Annotated in this window: 13 protein-coding genes; 6 read left to right on the plus strand and 7 right to left on the minus strand. The window is 39.9% G+C overall.

Going from position 1 to position 19,814, the window contains the following annotated elements; translation table 11 throughout:
* Positions 1-5 precede the first annotated feature (5 nt).
* The 3 genes from mrcB (at position 6) to argG (ending at position 4,914) form a co-directional block, all read left to right on the plus strand.
* Positions 6-2,363: a penicillin-binding protein 1B gene (mrcB, locus tag DV415_RS02080; protein WP_118790721.1), complete on the plus strand. Its 2,358-nt coding sequence runs from the start codon at positions 6-8 to the stop codon at positions 2,361-2,363.
* 167 nt (positions 2,364-2,530) lie between these two features.
* The gene (locus DV415_RS02085) at positions 2,531-3,403 is read left to right on the plus strand and encodes a phosphoribosylaminoimidazolesuccinocarboxamide synthase (protein WP_118781624.1); all 873 of its coding nucleotides are present in this window, start codon (positions 2,531-2,533) and stop codon (positions 3,401-3,403) included.
* Between the two features lie 176 nt (positions 3,404-3,579).
* Complete coding sequence (gene argG / locus DV415_RS02090) at positions 3,580-4,914, plus strand: argininosuccinate synthase (RefSeq protein ID WP_118781625.1); 1,335 nt, start codon at positions 3,580-3,582, stop codon at positions 4,912-4,914.
* Between the two features lie 69 nt (positions 4,915-4,983).
* On the opposite strand, the gene DV415_RS02095 is transcribed toward argG, so the two are convergent.
* The 5 genes from DV415_RS02095 to metX form a co-directional block, all read right to left on the minus strand.
* The gene (locus tag DV415_RS02095) at positions 4,984-5,379 is read right to left on the minus strand and encodes a hypothetical protein (RefSeq protein WP_118781626.1); all 396 of its coding nucleotides are present in this window, start codon (positions 5,377-5,379) and stop codon (positions 4,984-4,986) included.
* 330 nt (positions 5,380-5,709) lie between these two features.
* The gene (gene manZ / locus DV415_RS02100; RefSeq protein ID WP_005635877.1) at positions 5,710-6,543 is read right to left on the minus strand and encodes a PTS mannose transporter subunit IID; all 834 of its coding nucleotides are present in this window, start codon (positions 6,541-6,543) and stop codon (positions 5,710-5,712) included.
* 10 nt (positions 6,544-6,553) lie between these two features.
* Positions 6,554-7,348 carry a PTS mannose/fructose/sorbose transporter subunit IIC gene (locus DV415_RS02105; protein WP_118790719.1) on the minus strand — a complete coding sequence of 265 codons (795 nt, stop codon included), beginning with the start codon at positions 7,346-7,348 and terminating at the stop codon, positions 6,554-6,556.
* Between the two features lie 11 nt (positions 7,349-7,359).
* Positions 7,360-8,346: a mannose/fructose/sorbose PTS transporter subunit IIA gene (locus tag DV415_RS02110; RefSeq protein ID WP_118790717.1), complete on the minus strand. Its 987-nt coding sequence runs from the start codon at positions 8,344-8,346 to the stop codon at positions 7,360-7,362.
* A gap of 263 nt (positions 8,347-8,609) precedes the next feature.
* Positions 8,610-9,686 (minus strand): homoserine O-acetyltransferase MetX, encoded by a 1,077-nt coding sequence (gene metX / locus DV415_RS02115; RefSeq protein WP_118790716.1) that lies wholly within the window; start codon positions 9,684-9,686, stop codon positions 8,610-8,612.
* A gap of 157 nt (positions 9,687-9,843) precedes the next feature.
* On the opposite strand from metX, the gene DV415_RS02120 reads away from it, so the two are divergent.
* The 3 genes from DV415_RS02120 to DV415_RS10410 all read left to right on the plus strand — a co-directional run bounded on the left by DV415_RS02120 (position 9,844) and on the right by DV415_RS10410 (position 17,350).
* Complete coding sequence (locus DV415_RS02120) at positions 9,844-10,530, plus strand: SanA/YdcF family protein (protein WP_118790714.1); 687 nt, start codon at positions 9,844-9,846, stop codon at positions 10,528-10,530.
* Between the two features lie 158 nt (positions 10,531-10,688).
* Complete coding sequence (locus DV415_RS10315; protein WP_118790713.1) at positions 10,689-14,036, plus strand: autotransporter family protein; 3,348 nt, start codon at positions 10,689-10,691, stop codon at positions 14,034-14,036.
* 227 nt (positions 14,037-14,263) lie between these two features.
* Entirely contained in the window at positions 14,264-17,350 is a 3,087-nt protein-coding gene (locus DV415_RS10410; protein ID WP_118791719.1) for a YadA-like family protein, read from the plus strand.
* An 80-nt stretch (positions 17,351-17,430) separates the two neighbouring features.
* Here the strand turns inward: DV415_RS10410 and folC are convergent, their stop codons facing one another.
* The gene (gene folC / locus DV415_RS02135; protein WP_192879073.1) at positions 17,431-18,735 is read right to left on the minus strand and encodes a bifunctional tetrahydrofolate synthase/dihydrofolate synthase; all 1,305 of its coding nucleotides are present in this window, start codon (positions 18,733-18,735) and stop codon (positions 17,431-17,433) included.
* Position 18,736: 1 nt separating this feature from the next.
* Complete coding sequence (accD, locus tag DV415_RS02140; RefSeq protein ID WP_114892137.1) at positions 18,737-19,627, minus strand: acetyl-CoA carboxylase, carboxyltransferase subunit beta; 891 nt, start codon at positions 19,625-19,627, stop codon at positions 18,737-18,739.
* Positions 19,628-19,814: the final 187 nt, after the last annotated feature.

The following is a 19,814-nucleotide window of genomic DNA, read 5'->3' on the forward strand; positions in this document are numbered from 1 at the left end:
CGACTATGACCATCGAAAACGTTCAAAAAAATCCCGAAGAAAAAACACCTAAAAAACGCCGTTCTTTCAAAAGCTTTCTATTAAAAGTAGCGTTTAGTGGTGCGGTATTAACCGTATTTTATGGCGGATATTTAGATTGGCAAATCCGTTCAAAAATGGATGGGCAAATTTGGCGTTTGCCCGCTGAAGTGTATAGCCGCATTGAAAGTGTGAAAATTTCAGATAATCTCGCTTTCGATGAAGTGATTCAAATTTTATTAGATAACGAATATCGCCAAACTACCATGGTAGCGGCACCAGGCGATTTCAAATTAGAAGATGATACCATTGTGGTTCTTCGTCGAGCTTTCCCTTTCCCTGATAAACCAGAACCACAACGAGTTTTACGTTTACGTTTTGTCGATAACAAACTTAATCGAATTGAAGATCTCGTTGCCGTAAAAGCAATCGATGAATTTCGCCTTGCACCAAAATTGATTGCAATGTTGGAATCTGATAATGAAGATCGCCTTGCAATTCCTTTACAAAATTACCCGCGCTTATTGATTGATGCCTTAATTTTAACGGAAGATCGCCGTTTTTATGATCATCACGGTATAAATCCAGTGGGGATTATACGCGCATTAATTACCAATATTCGTGCAGGACAAACCGTACAAGGTGGGAGTACGCTCACTCAACAACTCGTGAAAAATTTATTTTTATCAAGTGAACGTACGATCACACGTAAAGCGAACGAAGCCTTAATGTCATTACTATTAGATTGGCGTTATGATAAAAATCGTATTCTCGAGACCTATCTCAATGAAATTTATCTCGGACAAAATGGCGATACGCAAATTCATGGTTTTGAATTAGCCAGCCAATTCTATTTTGGTCGTTCAATTCGTGAAATTAGCTTGGATCAAATTGCACTTTTAGTCGGGATGGTCAAAGGCCCTTCACTTTATAATCCTTGGCGTAATCCTCAAAATGCCTTAGAACGTCGTAATGTTGTTTTAAAGCTCATGCTTGAACATAAAATGATCGGTGATGAACTTTACCAATTATTAAGCCAACGACCTTTAGGTGTTCAACAAAAAGGACAAATCTCCCGTAAATATCCGTCATTTATTCAAACTTTACAGGCGGATTTACGTCGTGAACTAGGCGAACATAAAATATCCAGTTTACTTGGCGCACGGATTTTCACCACAATGGATTTAAAACAGCAAGCCCAAGCAGAAAATGCAGTGGTGAATACAGTTTCACAACTACAACTGAAAACGAAAAATCCATATTTAGAAGGCGCCATGATTGTTGCGGATTACCGTGTGGGTGAAATTCGTGCGGTAGTGGGTGGTTTGCAAACGCAATATGCAGGCTTTAATCGTGCATTAATGGCAAAACGTCAGATTGGTTCTTTAGTCAAACCATCAATTTATTTGACCGCACTTTCGAATCCAGAACAGTTCCGTTTAAATACCCCAATTAACAACCAACCAATTACGATTAATGTCAAAGGTAGCCCGCCGTGGCAGCCGCGCAACTATGACAAAAAATATAGTGGTTCAGTGATGTTAATGGATGCCTTAGCGCGTTCTTTAAATATTCCGACTGTGAATATTGGGATGAAAGTCGGCTTGAGCAAAGTCATTGATACACAAAAAGCGATGGGATGGGATAATGTGGAAATTCCAAAAGTGCCTGCGATGTTGCTCGGGGCTTATACCATCTCACCTTATGATGTAACTAAACTTTATCAAACTATTGCGAATCAAGGTGGGCGGATTGAACTCACAACTGTCGATACCATTGCGGATCGTCAAGGAAATATCATTTATCAACATGATAAAACCGCAAAACAAGTGGTTCCACAAGAAGCCGCATTCCAAACGTTATTTGCGATGCAACAAACTGTTGAACGTGGTACAGCTCGTAGCTTACAAAATGATTATGCGGATTTACGTTTAGCTGGTAAAACAGGGACAACAAATGATGCGCGTGATACTTGGTTTGTGGGCATCGATGGAAAAAATATCAGCACGGTTTGGCTTGGTCGCGATGATAATGGCGAAACAAAACTTACCGGTGCATCGGGTGCATTACAGATTTATAAAGATTATTTAAGCCATACTTATATTGAAAAATTGAAGCTAAATAAACCCTCAAATATGAAATGGGTTGGTATTACCCAACATGGTAGCTGGGATTGTGACAGTAATCGAGTGATCCCAGTTTGGGTGAATAATGGGCAGAATTTCTGCGGAGGCACATCAACGACTTCTCCATCGCCAGCTACTCCACCAGCTGAAACAGAAATCGCCCCTCGACAGGAAAGCGTCTGGGATGTATTGGATAACCCAAATCCACCCGCACAATAATTAATCTCGGTATATTTCTAATAGTAAGCAAATATTTTGAAGCAAAAAAACTACACATCCCCTGAAATTTTAGGGGATTTTTTATTTCTTTTAAAAAATAGCAAACGTTTGCTTTAAAAGTGCGGTACAATACGCACCAGTTTTTACTTTCATACAGGTGCAAAACGATGACACAACAACTCCCCACTCTAAGTCTAAAAAAAATCTATTCAGGTAAAGTACGCGATCTCTATGAAATCGATGATAAACGTATGCTAATGGTTGCTTCTGACCGCTTATCTGCGTTTGATATTATTTTAGATGATCCCATTCCACGAAAAGGCGAAATCCTGACTCAAATATCCAATTTTTGGTTTAACAAACTTACTCACATTATGCCGAATCATTTCACTGACGAGAGTGTTTATGATGTGTTGCCAAAAGAAGAAGCCGATTTAATCAAAGATCGCGCTGTAGTGTGTAAACGTTTGAATCCCATTAAAATTGAATCTATCGTACGTGGCTATTTAACTGGCAGTGGTTTAAAAGATTACAAACAAACTGGAACCATCTGCGGATTAAAATTACCTGAAGGCTTAGTTGAAGCCAGTAAATTACCAGAACCTATTTTCACCCCATCAAGTAAAGAAGCCGTAGGCAATCACGATATAAATATCAGCTATGCAGAATGTGAAAAACTCATCGGGGCTGATTTAGCCGCACAAGTAAAAGAAAAAGCGATCGCACTTTATACTGCTGCTGCAGAATATGCACTGACTAAAGGCATTATTATTTGCGACACAAAATTTGAATTCGGTTTAGATGAAAATGGCACACTCACCTTAATGGATGAAGTATTAACACCTGACTCTAGCCGTTTTTGGTCTATCGATACTTATCAAGAAGGGATTAATCCTCCATCATTCGATAAACAATTTGTACGCGATTGGTTAGAAAATAGCAGCTGGAATAAACAAGCGCCAGCACCGAAAGTGCCAGAAAATATTATTCAGAAAACTGTTGATAAATACCAGGAAGCGCTGGATTTATTAACAAAATAGAGATCAAAATCCCTGCTATTTAGAGCGGGGATTTTTATGCATGATGACAACTAAAGATTTTTAGTCTTAATACATAAAAGGCTAGACAAACATAAAAAGTGCGGTTATATTTAAATGACTTTTTATTCAAATAAAATGATTAATTATTCAATCTAAATTATAAACAAGGAAAAGATATGTCAAATACAATTCTACAACATTTACCTGAAGGGCAAAAAGTCGGTATCGCGTTCTCTGGCGGGTTAGACACCAGCGCAGCATTACTTTGGATGCGTCAAAAAGGCGCGGTGCCTTATGCCTACACCGCCAATTTAGGGCAACCCGATGAAGACGATTACAACGCAATCCCTAAAAAAGCAATGGCGTATGGTGCAGAAAATGCTCGCTTAATTGATTGTCGTGCTCAACTTGCTCACGAAGGTATTGCAGCGATTCAATGTGGCGCATTCCATATTTCGACAGGCGGCATTCCTTACTTCAATACAACGCCTCTTGGTCGCGCAGTAACAGGCACAATGCTTGTTGCAGCAATGAAAGAAGATGATGTAAACATTTGGGGCGACGGCTCAACTTTCAAAGGTAATGATATTGAGCGTTTCTATCGTTATGGCTTATTAACAAACCCGAATTTAAAAATCTATAAACCTTGGTTAGATGCACAATTTATTGAAGAACTTGGCGGTCGTTTAGAAATGTCTCAATTCCTTATCGAAAATGGTTTTGACTACAAGATGTCCGTTGAAAAAGCCTATTCCACCGATTCCAATATGCTGGGTGCAACCCATGAAGCAAAAGACTTAGAGCAATTAAGCACTGGCATGAAAATTGTTAAACCAATCATGGGGGTAGCATTTTGGGATGAGAAGGTAGAAATTAAACCTGAAACAGTAACCGTCACTTTTGAAGAAGGCGTCCCTGTGGCATTAAACGGCAAACATTTTGATAATGCAGTTGATCTTATTTTAGAAGCAAATCGTATTGGCGGACGTCATGGTTTAGGAATGTCAGACCAAATCGAAAACCGTATTATTGAAGCCAAATCTCGCGGTATTTATGAAGCACCAGGGATGGCATTATTGCATATTGCTTACGAACGTTTAGTCACAGGTATTCACAATGAAGATACCATCGAACAATATCGTATTAATGGTATCCGTTTAGGCCGTTTGTTATATCAAGGTCGTTGGTTTGATCCACAAGCATTAATGCTGCGTGAAACAGCACAACGTTGGGTGGCAAAAGCAATTACAGGCACAGTAACCCTTGAGCTTCGTCGTGGTAATGACTTCACAATTTTAAATACCGAATCACCAAACTTAACCTACGAAGCAGAACGTTTAAGTATGGAAAAAGTGGAAGATGCGCCATTTGATCCAATTGATCGTATCGGTCAATTAACTATGCGCAATTTAGATGTATCTGACACCCGAGGCAAACTTGGCATCTATGCACAAACAGGCTTATTAAGCGCAATTAAAGATTCCGTATTGCCACAATTAGGCAAGAAATAAGATAAAAGAGCGGTGAAAACCAACCGCACTTTTCCGCTTATAAAAATGGTTACTTCATGTAGCCATTTTTTATTCACTCATCTTTTCTAATTCACCTTGAGAAAATGCTTGTAGCTTATGGATTTCATTTTTTGCTTTGTCAGAAAGCACTTTATTATCCTTTAGCATCTGTTCTGAACGCGCCATAATAAAACGTAAATAATCATAGTTTTGCGTTTTTTCAAATAAAGACTGTGCTTGATACATATCTGCAAAATCCTTATTTGCTTGGGTAAGCAACATTTTTTGTCCAATTAAAACAATTAGTGCTAATGCCAATGCAATTACAGTGCCATAGCCATTTGTTAGGTAATAAAGTAATCCGCCTATAATAAATAAACCATAAACCAAGCGTGCGCTATTTTTGATATAGGTTTCACTTGGGATGGGGGAAACAGCGACTTTGAGCAATTCAGATAATTTCATAGTTTTACCGTAATCTTATCGTGGTAAAAAGCAAAAAACCGCTAGATTAGCGGTTTTTATATGTTAGAATAATCAGTAGTTGGTCAGGTTAGTTATTGCCTGACTGGCAGGTCAGGCAACAACGCAATCTCGATCAGCTTTGTTTAACAACTCTGAATGGAGATAAACCAATGAAAACTATCATTTATATGATTATCATTTGTTTAGTTTTGTTGTCTTATAGCTCGCCAGCTTGGTAACAAAACTAAGACCAACTTTATAACTAAGGCAACAAAGGAAATCTTGTTGCCTTTTTAATATAAGCCTTTCGGCATTAAATTTCAAGCTGAATTAAGCCAAAATACCAGCCCAGTAACCTAAAATCCCTACGCCAAATAAACCAAAAATAATCACCATTGCATTCACTTTTTTACGTAATAAATACATACATAAGAAAGTCAGTAATAAGGCTAATAAACCTGGAAGTAGGTCATTTAATACGCCTTGCAAGGTGACCACAACCTCTTCGCCTAATTGGTTTTTATAACGAGTAAGTTCTAATGGGACATTAATACTTGTCCATTTGGAAACAAGTGAGCCCATGACAAAGAGACCAAGAATAGAAGCCCCTTGAGTGATTTTTTGCAAACGTCCACCACCCATATCAGAGACGATTTCTGTGCCTTTTTCATAACCATATTTGAAACCATACCAGCGCGTAACAGCACGGATCACATTGATTAAGATAAAAAACAATAATGGACCTAAAATGCTACCTGTTAAGGCAATTCCAGCACCAAGTGCGGCTAAAACTGGACGTAAAGTTCCCCAGAAAATAGGATCGCCCACACCAGCTAATGGCCCCATAAGTCCGACTTTTACACCGCTGATTGCCGCATCATCTACATCTTTGGCGCCATTCGCACGTTCTTGCTCCATTGCAGCAGTCACGCCCATAATTGCAGATCCAACCCAAGGTTGAGTATTAAAAAATTCAAGATGGCGTTTGAGTGCCGCAGCCTGATCTTCTTTTTTGCTATATAGGCGTTTGATTGTTGGGATCATCGAAACACAAAATCCCATTGATTGCATACGTTCAAAGTTAAATGAACCTAAAAGGAACGTTGAACGGAAATAAGTACTTAAAATATCGCCCTTTGTGAGAGTTACTTTTTGTTCTGACATAATACGCTCCTTATAGGCCTTCTAATTCGTTATCAGCAAGTTTTCTTTTGCTTGCCACTGGCATTGCGACTTGGTTAAAACGCGGATTTAATTGGATATAAAGCATTGCCAAGCAAGTGCCCAGAATACCCAATCCAACTAAGTTGTAATTAGTAAAGGAAGCAATAACAAAACCAAGGAAGAAGAATGGCATTAATGCACCCGCACGCATCATATTAATCACCATTGCATAACCCACTACGACGATAAATCCACCCGCAATTTGTAAGCCACGAGTAATCACTTCAGGAATTGCATCTAATGCGCTAGTTATAGCATCAGTACCTGCGACTAAACCAACCGCTAATGCAGGAATTGCAACACGCAATGCTTGTAAGGAAAGCCCTGCAAAATGGCAAAGTTCAATCCCACGGAAATTAGCTTGCTCAGCAAATTTATCAGCCTTATGTTGTAAGAAGATCGTTAGTGTACGTACGAAAATAGTAAGCACTTGACCTGCAGCAGCAACTGGCACCGCGATAGCAATCGCTGTACCCACAGATTGACCGCCTTTAATAACAAGAATCGCGGAGATCACACTAGCAAGTGCCGCATCTGGCGCCATAGCAGCGCCAACGTTCATCCAACCAAGTGCGATCATTTCTAATGTACCGCCAAGGATAATACCGGTTTCAAGATCGCCTAATACCAAGCCAATCATAGTACAAGCAAAAAGTGGACGATGGGTTTGACGTTCATCTAATACGCTCCCCATACCGCAAATTGCCGCGACAAGCACGACTAAAATGAGTTCCATTGTTGACATAAAATGCGCTCCTAGAATTTAATTGAATCAAGTTTTTCGCGAGTAAGTTCAACAGGCTTATTCGCTGCCACTTTTTGAAGGGAAAGTTTCACGCCCATATCAAGTAATTTTTTGAATGCAGCGACATTAGATGGATTCACTGTGACAGCATCAGAAAGCTGTTTATTGCCTTCTTTATGCGTCATACCACCTACATTAATAGTATCAATACGTAAACCACCTTCGATTAAACGCACCGCATCTTCAGGCTTTGTTACAAGCATTAAAATATTACGGCTCGCATATTTTGGATTGTTGTAAACCTTAATCGCTTTATCCACAGGAATTACATAGGCTTTCAAATGTGGCGGAGCAATTTGAAGAAGCAATTCCTTACGCAACTCATCATTTGCCACTTCATCACTAATAGCAAAAATAGCTTCGCATTTCACTGCTTTTGCCCAAGAAGTAGCGACTTGACCATGAATTAAACGATCATCAATACGCAGTAAGTTGACACTCATACGTCCATTAGGATCGTATTGAGTATTATCTTCTTCGCTTTCTTGTTCTTCTTTTGCTTCCTCTTTTGGAGTTTCAGGTTGAGCGAAAGAGGCAACGTCATCTGGTTTCCGATAACTTTTCACTGCCATTACGCCAACTTCCTTGGCGACATCAGCAAGTGCTTCCGCTGATTTTGCATCATCCTTGGCATCTAATACTTCCAATAACATTGGTAAACTTACGCCAGTGACAATATCATCTTGAGGACGTTTTGCCGCTACTCGGGCTGCCGCGTTATACGGACTTCCACCAAATAAATCTACCAAAAATAACACGCTATCTGATGGCGAGCATTCAGCAATAATAGCCTCATACTTTTCCACCAAGGTGTCTTGCCCTTCTCCTGGAACGAATGTTACACCGTGGAGTCCATCCACCTCACCGAACACCATTTCAGAAGAATTGACCAACTCAGCAGCAAGCTTGCCGTGAGCTGCAACGATTACTTGAATCATTGGATACTCCTAAGGTTGAAATAAATCGTCAAGAGCATAGAGTAAACGGTTGCCTAACTCAAGATAATTATAAGTGCTTGTACCATTAAAATTGACATACATCAATTTTTCAGAACACAAAAAGGCATTGCAAACGGAATAATTTGGCTTGCATTATGCTTAATTACACTTCAGAACTTTTGGATAAAAAGTGCGGTATAAACTAAGAAAGTTTTTAAAAATAAGAAAAAAGTGCGGTGAAATTTCACCGCACTTTTTTATGCCTAATTACCCGCCAAACCATCTCTAATCCGTTTTTCAAACTGATCATAATCCACTAAAAACGCATCGTGTCCGTAGTCTGATGGAAATTCATAAAAATGTAGATCGACGCCGCTTTGTTCTAAAAGCTGTTTACTTTTATAAAGATCCACTGGTTTAAAAAGTTGATCCGTTGTCACAGAAACCAACGTATAGCGCGCTTTAATGCGTGATAATGCCTCTTTGATATTTTCATATCCCAAACTGGGATCATACATATCTAACGCACGCAATAAATGCAAATAACTATTTGCATCAAAACGTTCTAAGAATTTTTTGCCTTGGTAAGAAAGGTAGGATTCCACTTGAAAGTAATCGCCCCAAAAACTACCATCTGATTTTGTTGCTCGTCCAAAGGCTTTCGCAAGTTGTAAATCGGTGCGGTAAGTCAGCATACCTAGCATACGCGCAATAGATAACCCTTGATCTGGCGGTGCACCCTCGTAATAATCACCGCCATTAAAATTAGGGTCATTAATGACTGCTTGACGCATAACATGGTTAAAGCCTATGGCTTCCGCACTAAAATAAATGGATGAACAAAGATTTACGATATTATCCATAAAATCAGGATAATCAATCGCCCATTGATTCGCTTGCATACCGCCAAAAGATCCACCAATAATCGCTTTTAAATGGCTAACGCCAAGATGATCAAGCAAGGCTTTTTGTACTTTGACAATATCTTGCACAACAATATTAGGAAATTGACTACCATAAGGTTTACCCGTTTGCGGATTAATTGATGAAGGCCCCGTTGTTCCCTTGCAACCGCCTAATACGTTCGAGCTAATAAAAAAATAACGATCCGTATCCAACGCTAAACCTGCGCCCATAAAATTCTGCCACCAACCATCGCGACCATCATCGAAATAAGGCTCAGCATCGCCAGTCAAAGCGTGGCAAATTAATACCGCATTATTTTTTTCGGCATTAAGCGTACCATAAGTTTGATACGCGACATTGATATGGGAAAGCTTGCCGCCAAGCATCAGAGTTAAAGGCTGTGTGTCAAAAAGCACTACATTTTGCACAGACATTGAAAACCTATCGTAATAATCAGAATGGCGTTTAAACTATCAGTAAGTCGATTAGCTTGTCAAGAAATTTTAGCCGTCTAAACGGCTAAATTATCGCACATCAATGCGATTCACAAAATCCATCAAATTCCCCTTGAAGTGCGGTCGATTTTTCATTATGTTTACCGCTATGCTAGTAAAAAAATTCTCCCCAAAATTCACCGCACTTTTTCGCGCCTTACTCTACGCAATCTTTGCATTGATTATACTTTGCTTGCTAGTTGATCGAGGCGTAAGTTTTTATGTTCGCGATAAAATATTCACAAATATTGATGAACTGCCCTTTCGCCCTTACGCCCTTGTGCTTGGCACATCAAAATACACCGTCAGCGGAAAACCGAACGTTTATTACGATAGCCGCTTAATGGCAGCTAAAAGCCTAATCGAACAACAAAAAGTGAATTATCTTTTATTAAGTGGCGACAACCGAACGTTGCAATATAACGAACCAAGAGCAATGTTTCGCGATTTACGCAAAATGGGCGTGCCAGAAACTTTAATGTTCCGTGATTTTGCAGGTTTTCGCACCCTTGATTCTGTTGTTCGTGCCAATAAAATTTTCCAAGTGCAAGCATTTACGATTGTCAGCCAAAAATTTCATTGCGAACGCGCACTATTAATTGCTAAAGCACATAATATTGATGCCATTTGCTTTGTAGCAAAACAGCCAGAATTACATTTTTCCACACAAATAAGAGAAGTTTTTGCCCGCATAAAAGCGGTTTTGGATTTGATATTAGGTGTTGAGCCTTATTTTTTAGGCGAGCCAGAACCACTTCCAACAGAAAAATTTTCAGTGAAATAATTGTGAAATCCAATCAGCATTTCTTCCCAAAAATTTCCGCTAAAAATTTGCAAGCCCACTTCAAATTGGTTAAAATCCAGACGCTATGTATGGATAATTTCATATAAGGCATTTCATACTAAAATTATTTAAACTTACAAAACTTATCAGGTGAATTTATGAAATACTCACAAGCAAGCAAACAAAATTGTAAAAAAAAACTTCTTAGTATTCTAATCTCTTCTGCGCTTTCTACTACTGCTTTTGCTGATACAACTCTCCAATCTATTTCTGAAAATAAAACTAACTCAGGTGAACCTATTGGTTTTGAGTTTAGTGATACCAATACTATCGTTACTGGAAATGCTGATATTACTGTGATACCAGCAGATTCAACAAAACACACTCGTCCAAAAGGTCTAATTATTCGTAAAGATCGCTCTGCTGAAATTCAAGGAGAAACCAATATTGCTGTCACTTTAGCCAGTGAAGGAAATCCTGGTATATCTCCAGACTCTAATGCAGCTTATGGCATTGCTGTAGGTTATGACTACGACGGAAATGGGACAAAAGAAAGCATTTTAACACTAAAAGAAAATGCAACAATCAAGGTAGATAATACCCCAGGGACTATTCTTGGTTCCATGAGCTATAGCGGTGCCACAGCTAAAACCGGTCATCAACTTTCAGGGATTAGGATTTATCGAAAATCATCCGCTCATTCAACCCCTATTTTAAATTCTGAAAAATTATTAACTATCAACGTTGAAGATAAATCAACCGCAAAAATTGGCGATTATTTAGTGGGTATCTACATTGCAGGTGATGGTGCTGAAGCCAATCTAAAAGATAGTAACATTACTGTAAAAGCCAACGGCAAATTCTCTGCTGCATTAAAAATCGGCAAACCGGAATTACCTAACACAGATAAACCTAATGATTACAAAGGTGCGGCAATCAACTCGACAGGCAATATGGTGCTTGATACGTCAGAAACAAAAGATTCAGCTACGGTGCGCTTATTTGGCACAAAATCCCGCTTAATCGCAGATAGTGAAACCAGCACAGGAACAATTACATCAGGTAATTCGGCTGTTGTATTTGATACAGGGGATTACGCTACTGATGTAACCTATTATCTCACTGTACCCGTTTCCCGTAACGAACCAAACAAAGATCAAGAAGTGCGGTTGAACAATACCAAGATTTCAACCACTTCTGAAAATGCCTCATTGATTGTCGCTAATGCTGAGAATGTGAACAGCCTTGCGGTATCTTATGCGGGAAACAAAGTCGCCAACTGGTTTAACAATGGGGAATTTGTTGCTGAAAATGCAAAATTCTTATTAAAAGGCGCGCAATCTGAAGCAAGGGCGGCAAACAAAGGTTGGCTGGCTGAAACAAAATTAGCAAAAACCAAAGCCTCAGATCTCACTTTTACGCTGGATAATCAAGCCAAAGCGATTGGCTTAATGCATCAACAAAGTGAAGGTCTCATCAGCTCTAAACTTAATGTTGCAATCAAAAATGGTGCTATTTGGGAACTTGCACCCAAAACCGATGAGTCAGTTCAACGTGCGACAGCTTATGATGTGGAGCTTGCTGATGGCGGTGTATTAGATGCTTCAAAATATTCCCTAGGAGATGGAACGGATTATAAAATAAGTTTAAATCACGCGGTGATTCCGCAAAATATTCAAAAGAATATTACTAGTGGCATAATAAACGCTAAAGGTCTATTCAAGATAAAATCAGGTACGCTATTAAAAGCAGATGGAACAGAACAACCATATGATAATGAGGTTAAATTTGTTACGAAGCCATTAAGAATTGTAAACGGTGTAATAGAAATAGAAGATAAGGCAGGAACAATTAAAATCAAAGATGGTAGTTTTAAAATTACAAAAGGTGTATTAGAAACCCCAGAGGGTAATATACAACTTGCTGGCAGTACATTTACCCAATCAAACACAGGTGTTGCTTTATCAGGTACAAGTTATGAAGCTGAAAAAGGAACATTCACCAACGGCGGTATCATCACCCTCGCCAATCAATCCTATGCAGACAAACTTACCATTGAAGGGAATTATGTTGGTAAAGATGGTGTGTTAGAAGTAAACACCAAATGGAATACCCCGGGCGATTATTCTGGCGCAAATTCAGAATCAGATTTATTAACGATTACGGGCGATGCCTCTGGTAATACGACTGTCAAAGCTATTAAAACAGATGGAACTGAAGATGTTATTGATGGCTCAATCGGCGAACTTGCCGATCGCTACAAACGTAGTGTCCCTGTTATTAAAGTTTTAGGTGATGACAAAGGAACAGCAAACGGTGAAATAAATTCTACGGATGCAACTAAACCTTACGCTTACAATACACGTTCAACCTTTACTGGTACAGCAAAAACCACAGGGGCGGGAGAATTACAATTAGTTTCACATAAAGATGACAATGGTGTAACAGAATACTTCTGGACGTTAACCACTCCAAATCAAGATAAAACCATCATCACGCCAAGCGCACCGGCTTATACACTCGTTCCCCGCCAAAACTTGGAATTAGGCTATACAATGTTGGATACGCTTCACCAACGTCGTGGCGAAAACCAAACCCTTTCTTGGGATAAACAAGGCAGTTATTGGCAAGATGTAGAAAAACAATCTTGGGGGCGCGTAATCGGCAAACACCTCAAACTCGATGGAAAAGAACGTTTTGGTTTAAAAACCAATATGTACGGTTTCCAAGTTGGGCACGACTTTGATGTTAAAACCAAACAAGATGATGAGGGCAAACTCACTCGTCGTTTTACTGGCTTGTATTTCGGCGCGTTACGTTCTCACAGCAAATTCTATGATGAATACCGTGCGAAAAACGGCATCGTGATTGCAGATAAATTAACTTCTCGTGTAAAAACTACCGCACTTAATCTTGGTGTAACCGATACGCGTTACAATGAAAATGGCACTTACATTGACTGGGTGGGACAACTCTCTTGGTTAAATAACCGTTATTCATCCGTTGATGGCACACAAGCGAAAAATCACGGCTGGGGTGCTGCCCTTTCAGTGGAAACTGGTCGTCCTTACGCCTTAGGTAAAGATAAAACCAACAACGGAGATAGCTGGATTTTAGAGCCGCAAGCACAACTTATTGCTCAATACTTGCGTTTAGGCAACTTTAACGACGGCACTCGTGCAGTTTCACAAAAAGGTTATGGCTTGCGTGGTCGTGTTGGTTTCCGTTTGGCATATAACAAACCAAATGATAAACAACGCACTCGCACCTATTATTTCATCGGTAATATTTGGCACGATTTTAAAGCAACTGGCAATGCATTAATTGGTCGTGATAAATTAACCGAGAAATTTGACCGCACTTGGTGGGAATTAGGCTTAGGCTCTCAATTCTCATTAAGTGAAAACACTTACCTTTATGCGGATGCTCGCTACGAAAAATCCTTCGATAGCAACCGACATAAAGGCTACCAAGGCACCGTGGGTGTGAAATATTCTTGGAAATAATGAATAACAAAGAGAATAATCAGGGCGTGTAAACGCCCTGTAGTACTACAGGGGGATGTGTAACATAGTTACACATCGAAAAATTAAAATCCGAATCTCTCACTAAGATTCAATGTAGTACTTCTCTTTTCCTGTTATTTGGTGACAGAAAAGATAAGGATCTATCTATTCGATCTAGTTAATTTTCTTCTGTCGTAATAAATTCTTCTTTTATACGATTTTTTATTATGAATACAAAAACTTCTTTTTCTTATTCTCTAATTGCTTTGGCTTTGTGGAGTAATTATTCGTTTGGGGTAATAACACAGATTGGTGACACAAATACGATTATTGCAGGCACTGCAACAAACTGGAATGCTAATAATACTCTTGTACTCGGTAATGCAGGTGTTGTTGGTGGCACACATCGAATAGTTATTGGAGAAGGCGATCATCACTATTGGGATTATGGCATAGCTATCGGCAGAAATGCAGGGCAAGAGTCTTATGGTGGTAAATATATTTTTACTTTTGGTGATACAGCTGGTTACAACTCCGCTGGAACTTCTGAATATAACTTTATTTTTGGTGGAGACTTATCTGGTAGAAGAACTCATGGGAAATATAATTTTACATTTGGTTCTAACGCAGGAGATGGTAACTCTGGAAACTATAACTTTACTTATGGAGAACAAGCTGGTCATCAATTAACTGGAACAAGTAACTTTGCCTTTGGTAAGTTATCTGGATTTAAGGTTTCAGGTTCACATAACGTTGCTTTTGGAGAAAGTGCAGGGCGAACTATTTCAGGAGATCACAACTTTGCCACTGGTTTAAACGCAGGACAAGATATAAGTGGTAGTCATAACATTTCTTTAATAGAAGGAGCTGGTTCAAATACTAAAGGAAATTATAACTTCTTTTCAGGCTACAAGGCTGGTCAATACACAACAGGCTCCCACAACTACGCTTTAGGACCTAGTGCAGGATGGCGCGTATCTGGTAATAATAACTTTATGGCTGGGCAAGATTCAGGCCATGATACAACGGGCAGTTATAACGTCGCAATCGGTCAAAACGCAGGTCAAAGAGTAGGTGGGAATTACAACTATGCTTTTGGTCTAGATGCAGGACAAGATGTTGATGGCTTTATAAAAAATGCGAGTGCAACAAACGCTGATGACAAATATGGTCAATCTAAAGGATGGAACAATATGGCCTTTGGCAAGGCTGCAGGTAGCAACGTGGTTGGTAACTTCAACCTTGCCTTTGCTGAAAATGCTGGGAATTATGTCGGTCATGATTGGGAAAATATCTATGATGCCGATGGCAAGTTTATTAATACAAAAGATAAAGGTACTGTAGATGGTGCAGAGCACAATATCGCTTTTGGATTTAGTGCGGGAAGATGGATTGCTGGTCAAGATAACTTTGCGGCTGGCGTCAATTCTGGTAGTTGGATAAAAGGTGAAAGCAACGTTGTTTTAGGTAAAGAATCAGGAAAAGAAGTAGAAGGAAACTTCAATACATCCTTGGGTCATGAAAGCGGCAATAAAGTAACGGGCAGCAATAACTTTGTAGCAGGTGCCGAAGCGGGTAAAAAAGTAACAGGTAGCAGTAACTATGCGGCAGGTCATGAAGCTGGAAATGAAGTTACAGGTAATAACAATGTTGCTATGGGTAAATCTGCGGGTCAGAAAGTTACTGGCAATAGCAACTTTGCTGGCGGTGAAGATGCCGGAAAAGATGTTGAAGGCAATAACAACATTGCGCTTGGTAAAAAATCAGGTAATAAACTCAAAGGCAATGAAAATATTTCTATTGGTGAAGAAGCCAATTCTGAAGATGATGTATTAGAAGTCAGTAATGCAATTGCTATAGGTAAAAAATCTAAAGCCAAGAAAGCCAATGCAGCAGCATTCGGGAATGAAAGTAAAGCTTTAGCAGATAATGCTTTTGCTTTGGGTTATAAGGCTGAGGCAAATGCCGCGAATAGTGTAGCAATAGGCAGTAATGCAACCACCGTTGCGACTTTAACCACACCAAATCCTTATACAAAGGGTACTGAAACTTACAATTCTATGGAAATTGATAAGCACACATTTGATTTTGCAGGTGGCACAAATGTTGTAGGTGTATTTAGCGTAGGTAATGGAACAGAAACTCGCCGAATCCAACATGTTGCGCCAGGCTTAATTTCAGCGGACAGTACCGATGCTATCAATGGTTCACAACTCTTTAGCTTTATTCCGCGAGTATCTTTCTACAGCGGTGGTGCGAAAGCGCCTGCAGGTGCAACCACATCTCCAGCAATTGGTACAACAGAAGTTGCAAAAGATCTTTTAGTCAATGGCTTGCGCATGGATTTTGGAGATGGTTTATATGCAGAAAAACGTACTGATTCCAAAGGTGACTTTATTTTTGTAGGCTCTAGTGTGAAAAATACAACGGGTGATGCAGGAGTTGCGGGCTCTACGGGTCCTACTGGTCCTACTGGTCCTAAGGGAGACACTGGAGCTACTGGTTCTACGGGTCCTACTGGTCCTAAGGGAGACACTGGAGCTACTGGTTCTACAGGTCCTACTGGTCCTAAGGGAGACACTGGAGCTACTGGTTCTACGGGTCCTACTGGTCCTAAGGGAGACACTGGAGCTACTGGTTCTACGGGTCCTACTGGTCCTAAGGGAGACACTGGAGCTACTGGTTCTACGGGTCCTACTGGTCCTAAGGGAGACACTGGAGCTACTGGTTCTACGGGTCCTACTGGTCCTAAGGGAGACACTGGAGCTACTGGTTCTACGGGTCCTACTGGTCCTAAGGGAGACACTGGAGCTACTGGTTCTACGGGTCCTACTGGTCCTAAGGGAGACACTGGAGCTACTGGTTCTACGGGCCCTAAAGGCGATACTGGTGCAACAGGCCCTAAAGGCGAGCAAGGTATCCAAGGCACCAAAGGTGATAAGGGTGATAAAGGTGATAAAGGCGATAAAGGAGATACGGGTCCTATTGGTCCTCAAGGTCCAACTGGAATGAAACCACAAGAAATCCGTATTATGGACCAACGCATTCATCATCTTGAAAATCGCGTTAATAAACTTGATAAACGCGTAAATGGATTAAGTGCAACAATCGCCGCTGCGGCTGCATTACCACAATCGACTATTCCAGGTAAATCAATGTTTGCTGCGGGTAGTGGTATTTCTGCGGGCTCTTCAGCTGTGGCCGTTAGCTATTCAAGAATGTCTGATAATGGGAAAACCGTTGTAAAATTTGTCGGTACGGCAAATACCAGTAAGGATTATTCAGCGGGTGTCGGCGTTGGCTATCATTGGTAATCATTAATCTGGGGAGATAATCCCCTTTTAAAAAGCAAGGGCTGATTTTAAATATCAGCCCTTTGTTTTAATGATAAATTTTATTCCACCACAGCCCAAAATTCGGCTACGGTGTGGAAAGATCCAAAGACTAAAACCACATCATTTTTTACCGCACTTTTGAGTGCTGTACGCACGCCATCCATAACAGAATTATCTGATGTAGCTTGAATATTTGGGAAATGGCTTTTCAATTTCTCTGCTAATTCATCGCCTGACTGCCCGCGATAGCCACCTAAGGTGACACAATGCCATTCATCAATAATAGGCGTTAAATGCGCAAATACCCCATTTGCATCTTTGTCTTTGAGCATCCCACATACGGCAATCATTTTGCCTTCTATGCTATGTTTAAGTGCGGTCAATTTTTCAGATAAATATTTTGCGGCATGAGGATTATGCCCCACATCAACGATAATTGTTGGCAAGGTTTCAACTGGTACGCCAAGGTAATCCGCTAATTTTTCGCGTCTATCTGCTTTTATTGCTTGAAAACGACCAACCAGTTCAACCTCTTGCAAAGATTTTCGCAAAGTCTGTTCTGAAATATCAAAAGGTAAACATTGAACAGCAGCAAGAGCCGTTGTGGCATTCGCCAATGGAATTTGACAAAACGGCAAATTTTCTAACCGCACTTTTTTATTTTGCCATTGCCAATTTTCAGCATTTTGCTCAAACGACCAATCCACATCACGACGAGTAACTTGGCAATGTAATTTTTCAGCCTGATCTAACATTGTTTGCGGAACATTAGGTTCGCCAATCACGACAGGGCAATTTTTGCGGAAAACTCCTGCTTTTTCAAAAGCAATAGCCTCTCTGGTATCCCCAAGAAAATCAGTGTGATCAATATCGATGCTAGTAATCACCGCAAGATGGCTATCCACAATATTGGTCGCATCTAAACGTCCGCCCAGCCCCACTTCTAAAATCACCACATCTAATTTTGCTTGCTTAAATAAATGCAAGGCAGAAAGGGTGCTAAATTCAAAATAAGTCAGCGATTCTGTTTTGTTTTCATCAATAAAAGCAAAAGAAGCTGTATGTGCTTCATCAGGTAAATCTTGATTTTGAATACGTACTCGCTCGTTATAACGTAGTAAATGAGGCGAAGAATATACGCCTACACGTAATCCGTGATTAAGCAAAATCGTTTCTAATAAGCGGCAAGTGGTGCCTTTACCATTCGTCCCCCCCACAGTTATCACATAAGGAGCGGGATGAAGTAAATCCAATTTTTCAGCCACGGATTTAATACGATCTAAACCAAGATCAATGGGTTTAAAATGGCTTTTTTCTAAATAAGAAAGCCACTCAGCGAGTGGCGAAGTGGCTTTAAGTTGCATATTATTCATCTTCTGAAATGAGTTCAGGTTCTACAAAAGGAGAAGGTTGATTCGTTAATTTACTTAGTACACTTGCCAAAGTTTTACGCATTTCTGAACGTTTCACAATCATATCAATTGCTCCTTTCTCAAGTAAAAACTCACTGCGTTGGAAACCTTCTGGGAGTTTTTCACGTACGGTTTGTTCAATAACACGAGGGCCAGCAAAACCAATTAAGGCTTTTGGTTCAGCAATATTTAAATCCCCTAACATCGCAAAACTGGCTGATACGCCGCCTAAGGTCGGATCCGTTAATACTGAAATAAATGGCACGCCTTTCTCACGCATTTGGGCAAGCACCGCGCTAGTTTTTGCCATTTGCATTAAAGAAAACAAGGCTTCTTGCATACGTGCACCGCCACTCGCAGAGAAACACACAAACGGACAATTCATTTCCATTGCCTTTTCCGCCGCTTTAACAAATTTTGCACCAACTACAGAACCCATTGAACCGCCCATAAAAGCAAAGTTCGATGCAGCCACAACGATTGGCATATTATAAAGTGTACCTGTCATAGTAATTAGCGCATCTTTCTCGCCTGTTTCTTTTTGCGCCGCACTGATACGATCTTTATATTTCTTTAGATCTTTAAATTTTAAAATATCTTTTGGTTCTAAATCTGCCGCTATTTCTTGGCTTGAACCTTCGTCCAATAATTTTAATAAACGCTCACGTGCGTCAATACGCATATGATGGCCACATTTAGGGCAAACATAAAGATTACGTTTAAGTTCTTCACTATAAAGTACTTGTTCACAAGAAGTACATTTTGTCCACACGCCTTCCGGCACATTGGCTTTTCGACTAGAAGAAGACGGACTTTTACTAAAAATTCGGTTAATCCAGCTCATTTTTCGACCTTTTTATTGACTAGAAAATTGGGCGTATTAGAACATAAATTTATAGAATTTTCTACTTGTAAGGCCGTTTTTATACTGCTCCGATTTCCTTTTAAACAAGATAATTTGCTCTCCTCTTATTGAACATTTTTTCTATTTTTTTGTCTTATAGACCACGTTGTCTAAAATCTATTTTGGA

The sequence above is a fragment of the Haemophilus haemolyticus genome, assembly GCF_003490595.1.
In the GTDB taxonomy this organism is placed as follows: domain Bacteria; phylum Pseudomonadota; class Gammaproteobacteria; order Enterobacterales; family Pasteurellaceae; genus Haemophilus; species Haemophilus haemolyticus_L.

Coding starts and splice junctions, on each gene's coding strand:
- mrcB (WP_118790721.1), top strand. CDS start 6: ATGACCATCGAAAACGTTCAAAAAAATCCCGAAGAAAAAACACCTAAA.
- DV415_RS02085 (WP_118781624.1), top strand. CDS start 2,531: ATGACACAACAACTCCCCACTCTAAGTCTAAAAAAAATCTATTCAGGT.
- argG (WP_118781625.1), top strand. CDS start 3,580: ATGTCAAATACAATTCTACAACATTTACCTGAAGGGCAAAAAGTCGGT.
- DV415_RS02095 (WP_118781626.1), bottom strand. CDS start 5,379: ATGAAATTATCTGAATTGCTCAAAGTCGCTGTTTCCCCCATCCCAAGT.
- manZ (WP_005635877.1), bottom strand. CDS start 6,543: ATGTCAGAACAAAAAGTAACTCTCACAAAGGGCGATATTTTAAGTACT.
- DV415_RS02105 (WP_118790719.1), bottom strand. CDS start 7,348: ATGTCAACAATGGAACTCATTTTAGTCGTGCTTGTCGCGGCAATTTGC.
- DV415_RS02110 (WP_118790717.1), bottom strand. CDS start 8,346: ATGATTCAAGTAATCGTTGCAGCTCACGGCAAGCTTGCTGCTGAGTTG.
- metX (WP_118790716.1), bottom strand. CDS start 9,686: ATGTCTGTGCAAAATGTAGTGCTTTTTGACACACAGCCTTTAACTCTG.
- DV415_RS02120 (WP_118790714.1), top strand. CDS start 9,844: ATGTTTACCGCTATGCTAGTAAAAAAATTCTCCCCAAAATTCACCGCA.
- DV415_RS10315 (WP_118790713.1), top strand. CDS start 10,689: ATGAAATACTCACAAGCAAGCAAACAAAATTGTAAAAAAAAACTTCTT.
- DV415_RS10410 (WP_118791719.1), top strand. CDS start 14,264: ATGAATACAAAAACTTCTTTTTCTTATTCTCTAATTGCTTTGGCTTTG.
- folC (WP_192879073.1), bottom strand. CDS start 18,735: ATGCAACTTAAAGCCACTTCGCCACTCGCTGAGTGGCTTTCTTATTTA.
- accD (WP_114892137.1), bottom strand. CDS start 19,627: ATGAGCTGGATTAACCGAATTTTTAGTAAAAGTCCGTCTTCTTCTAGT.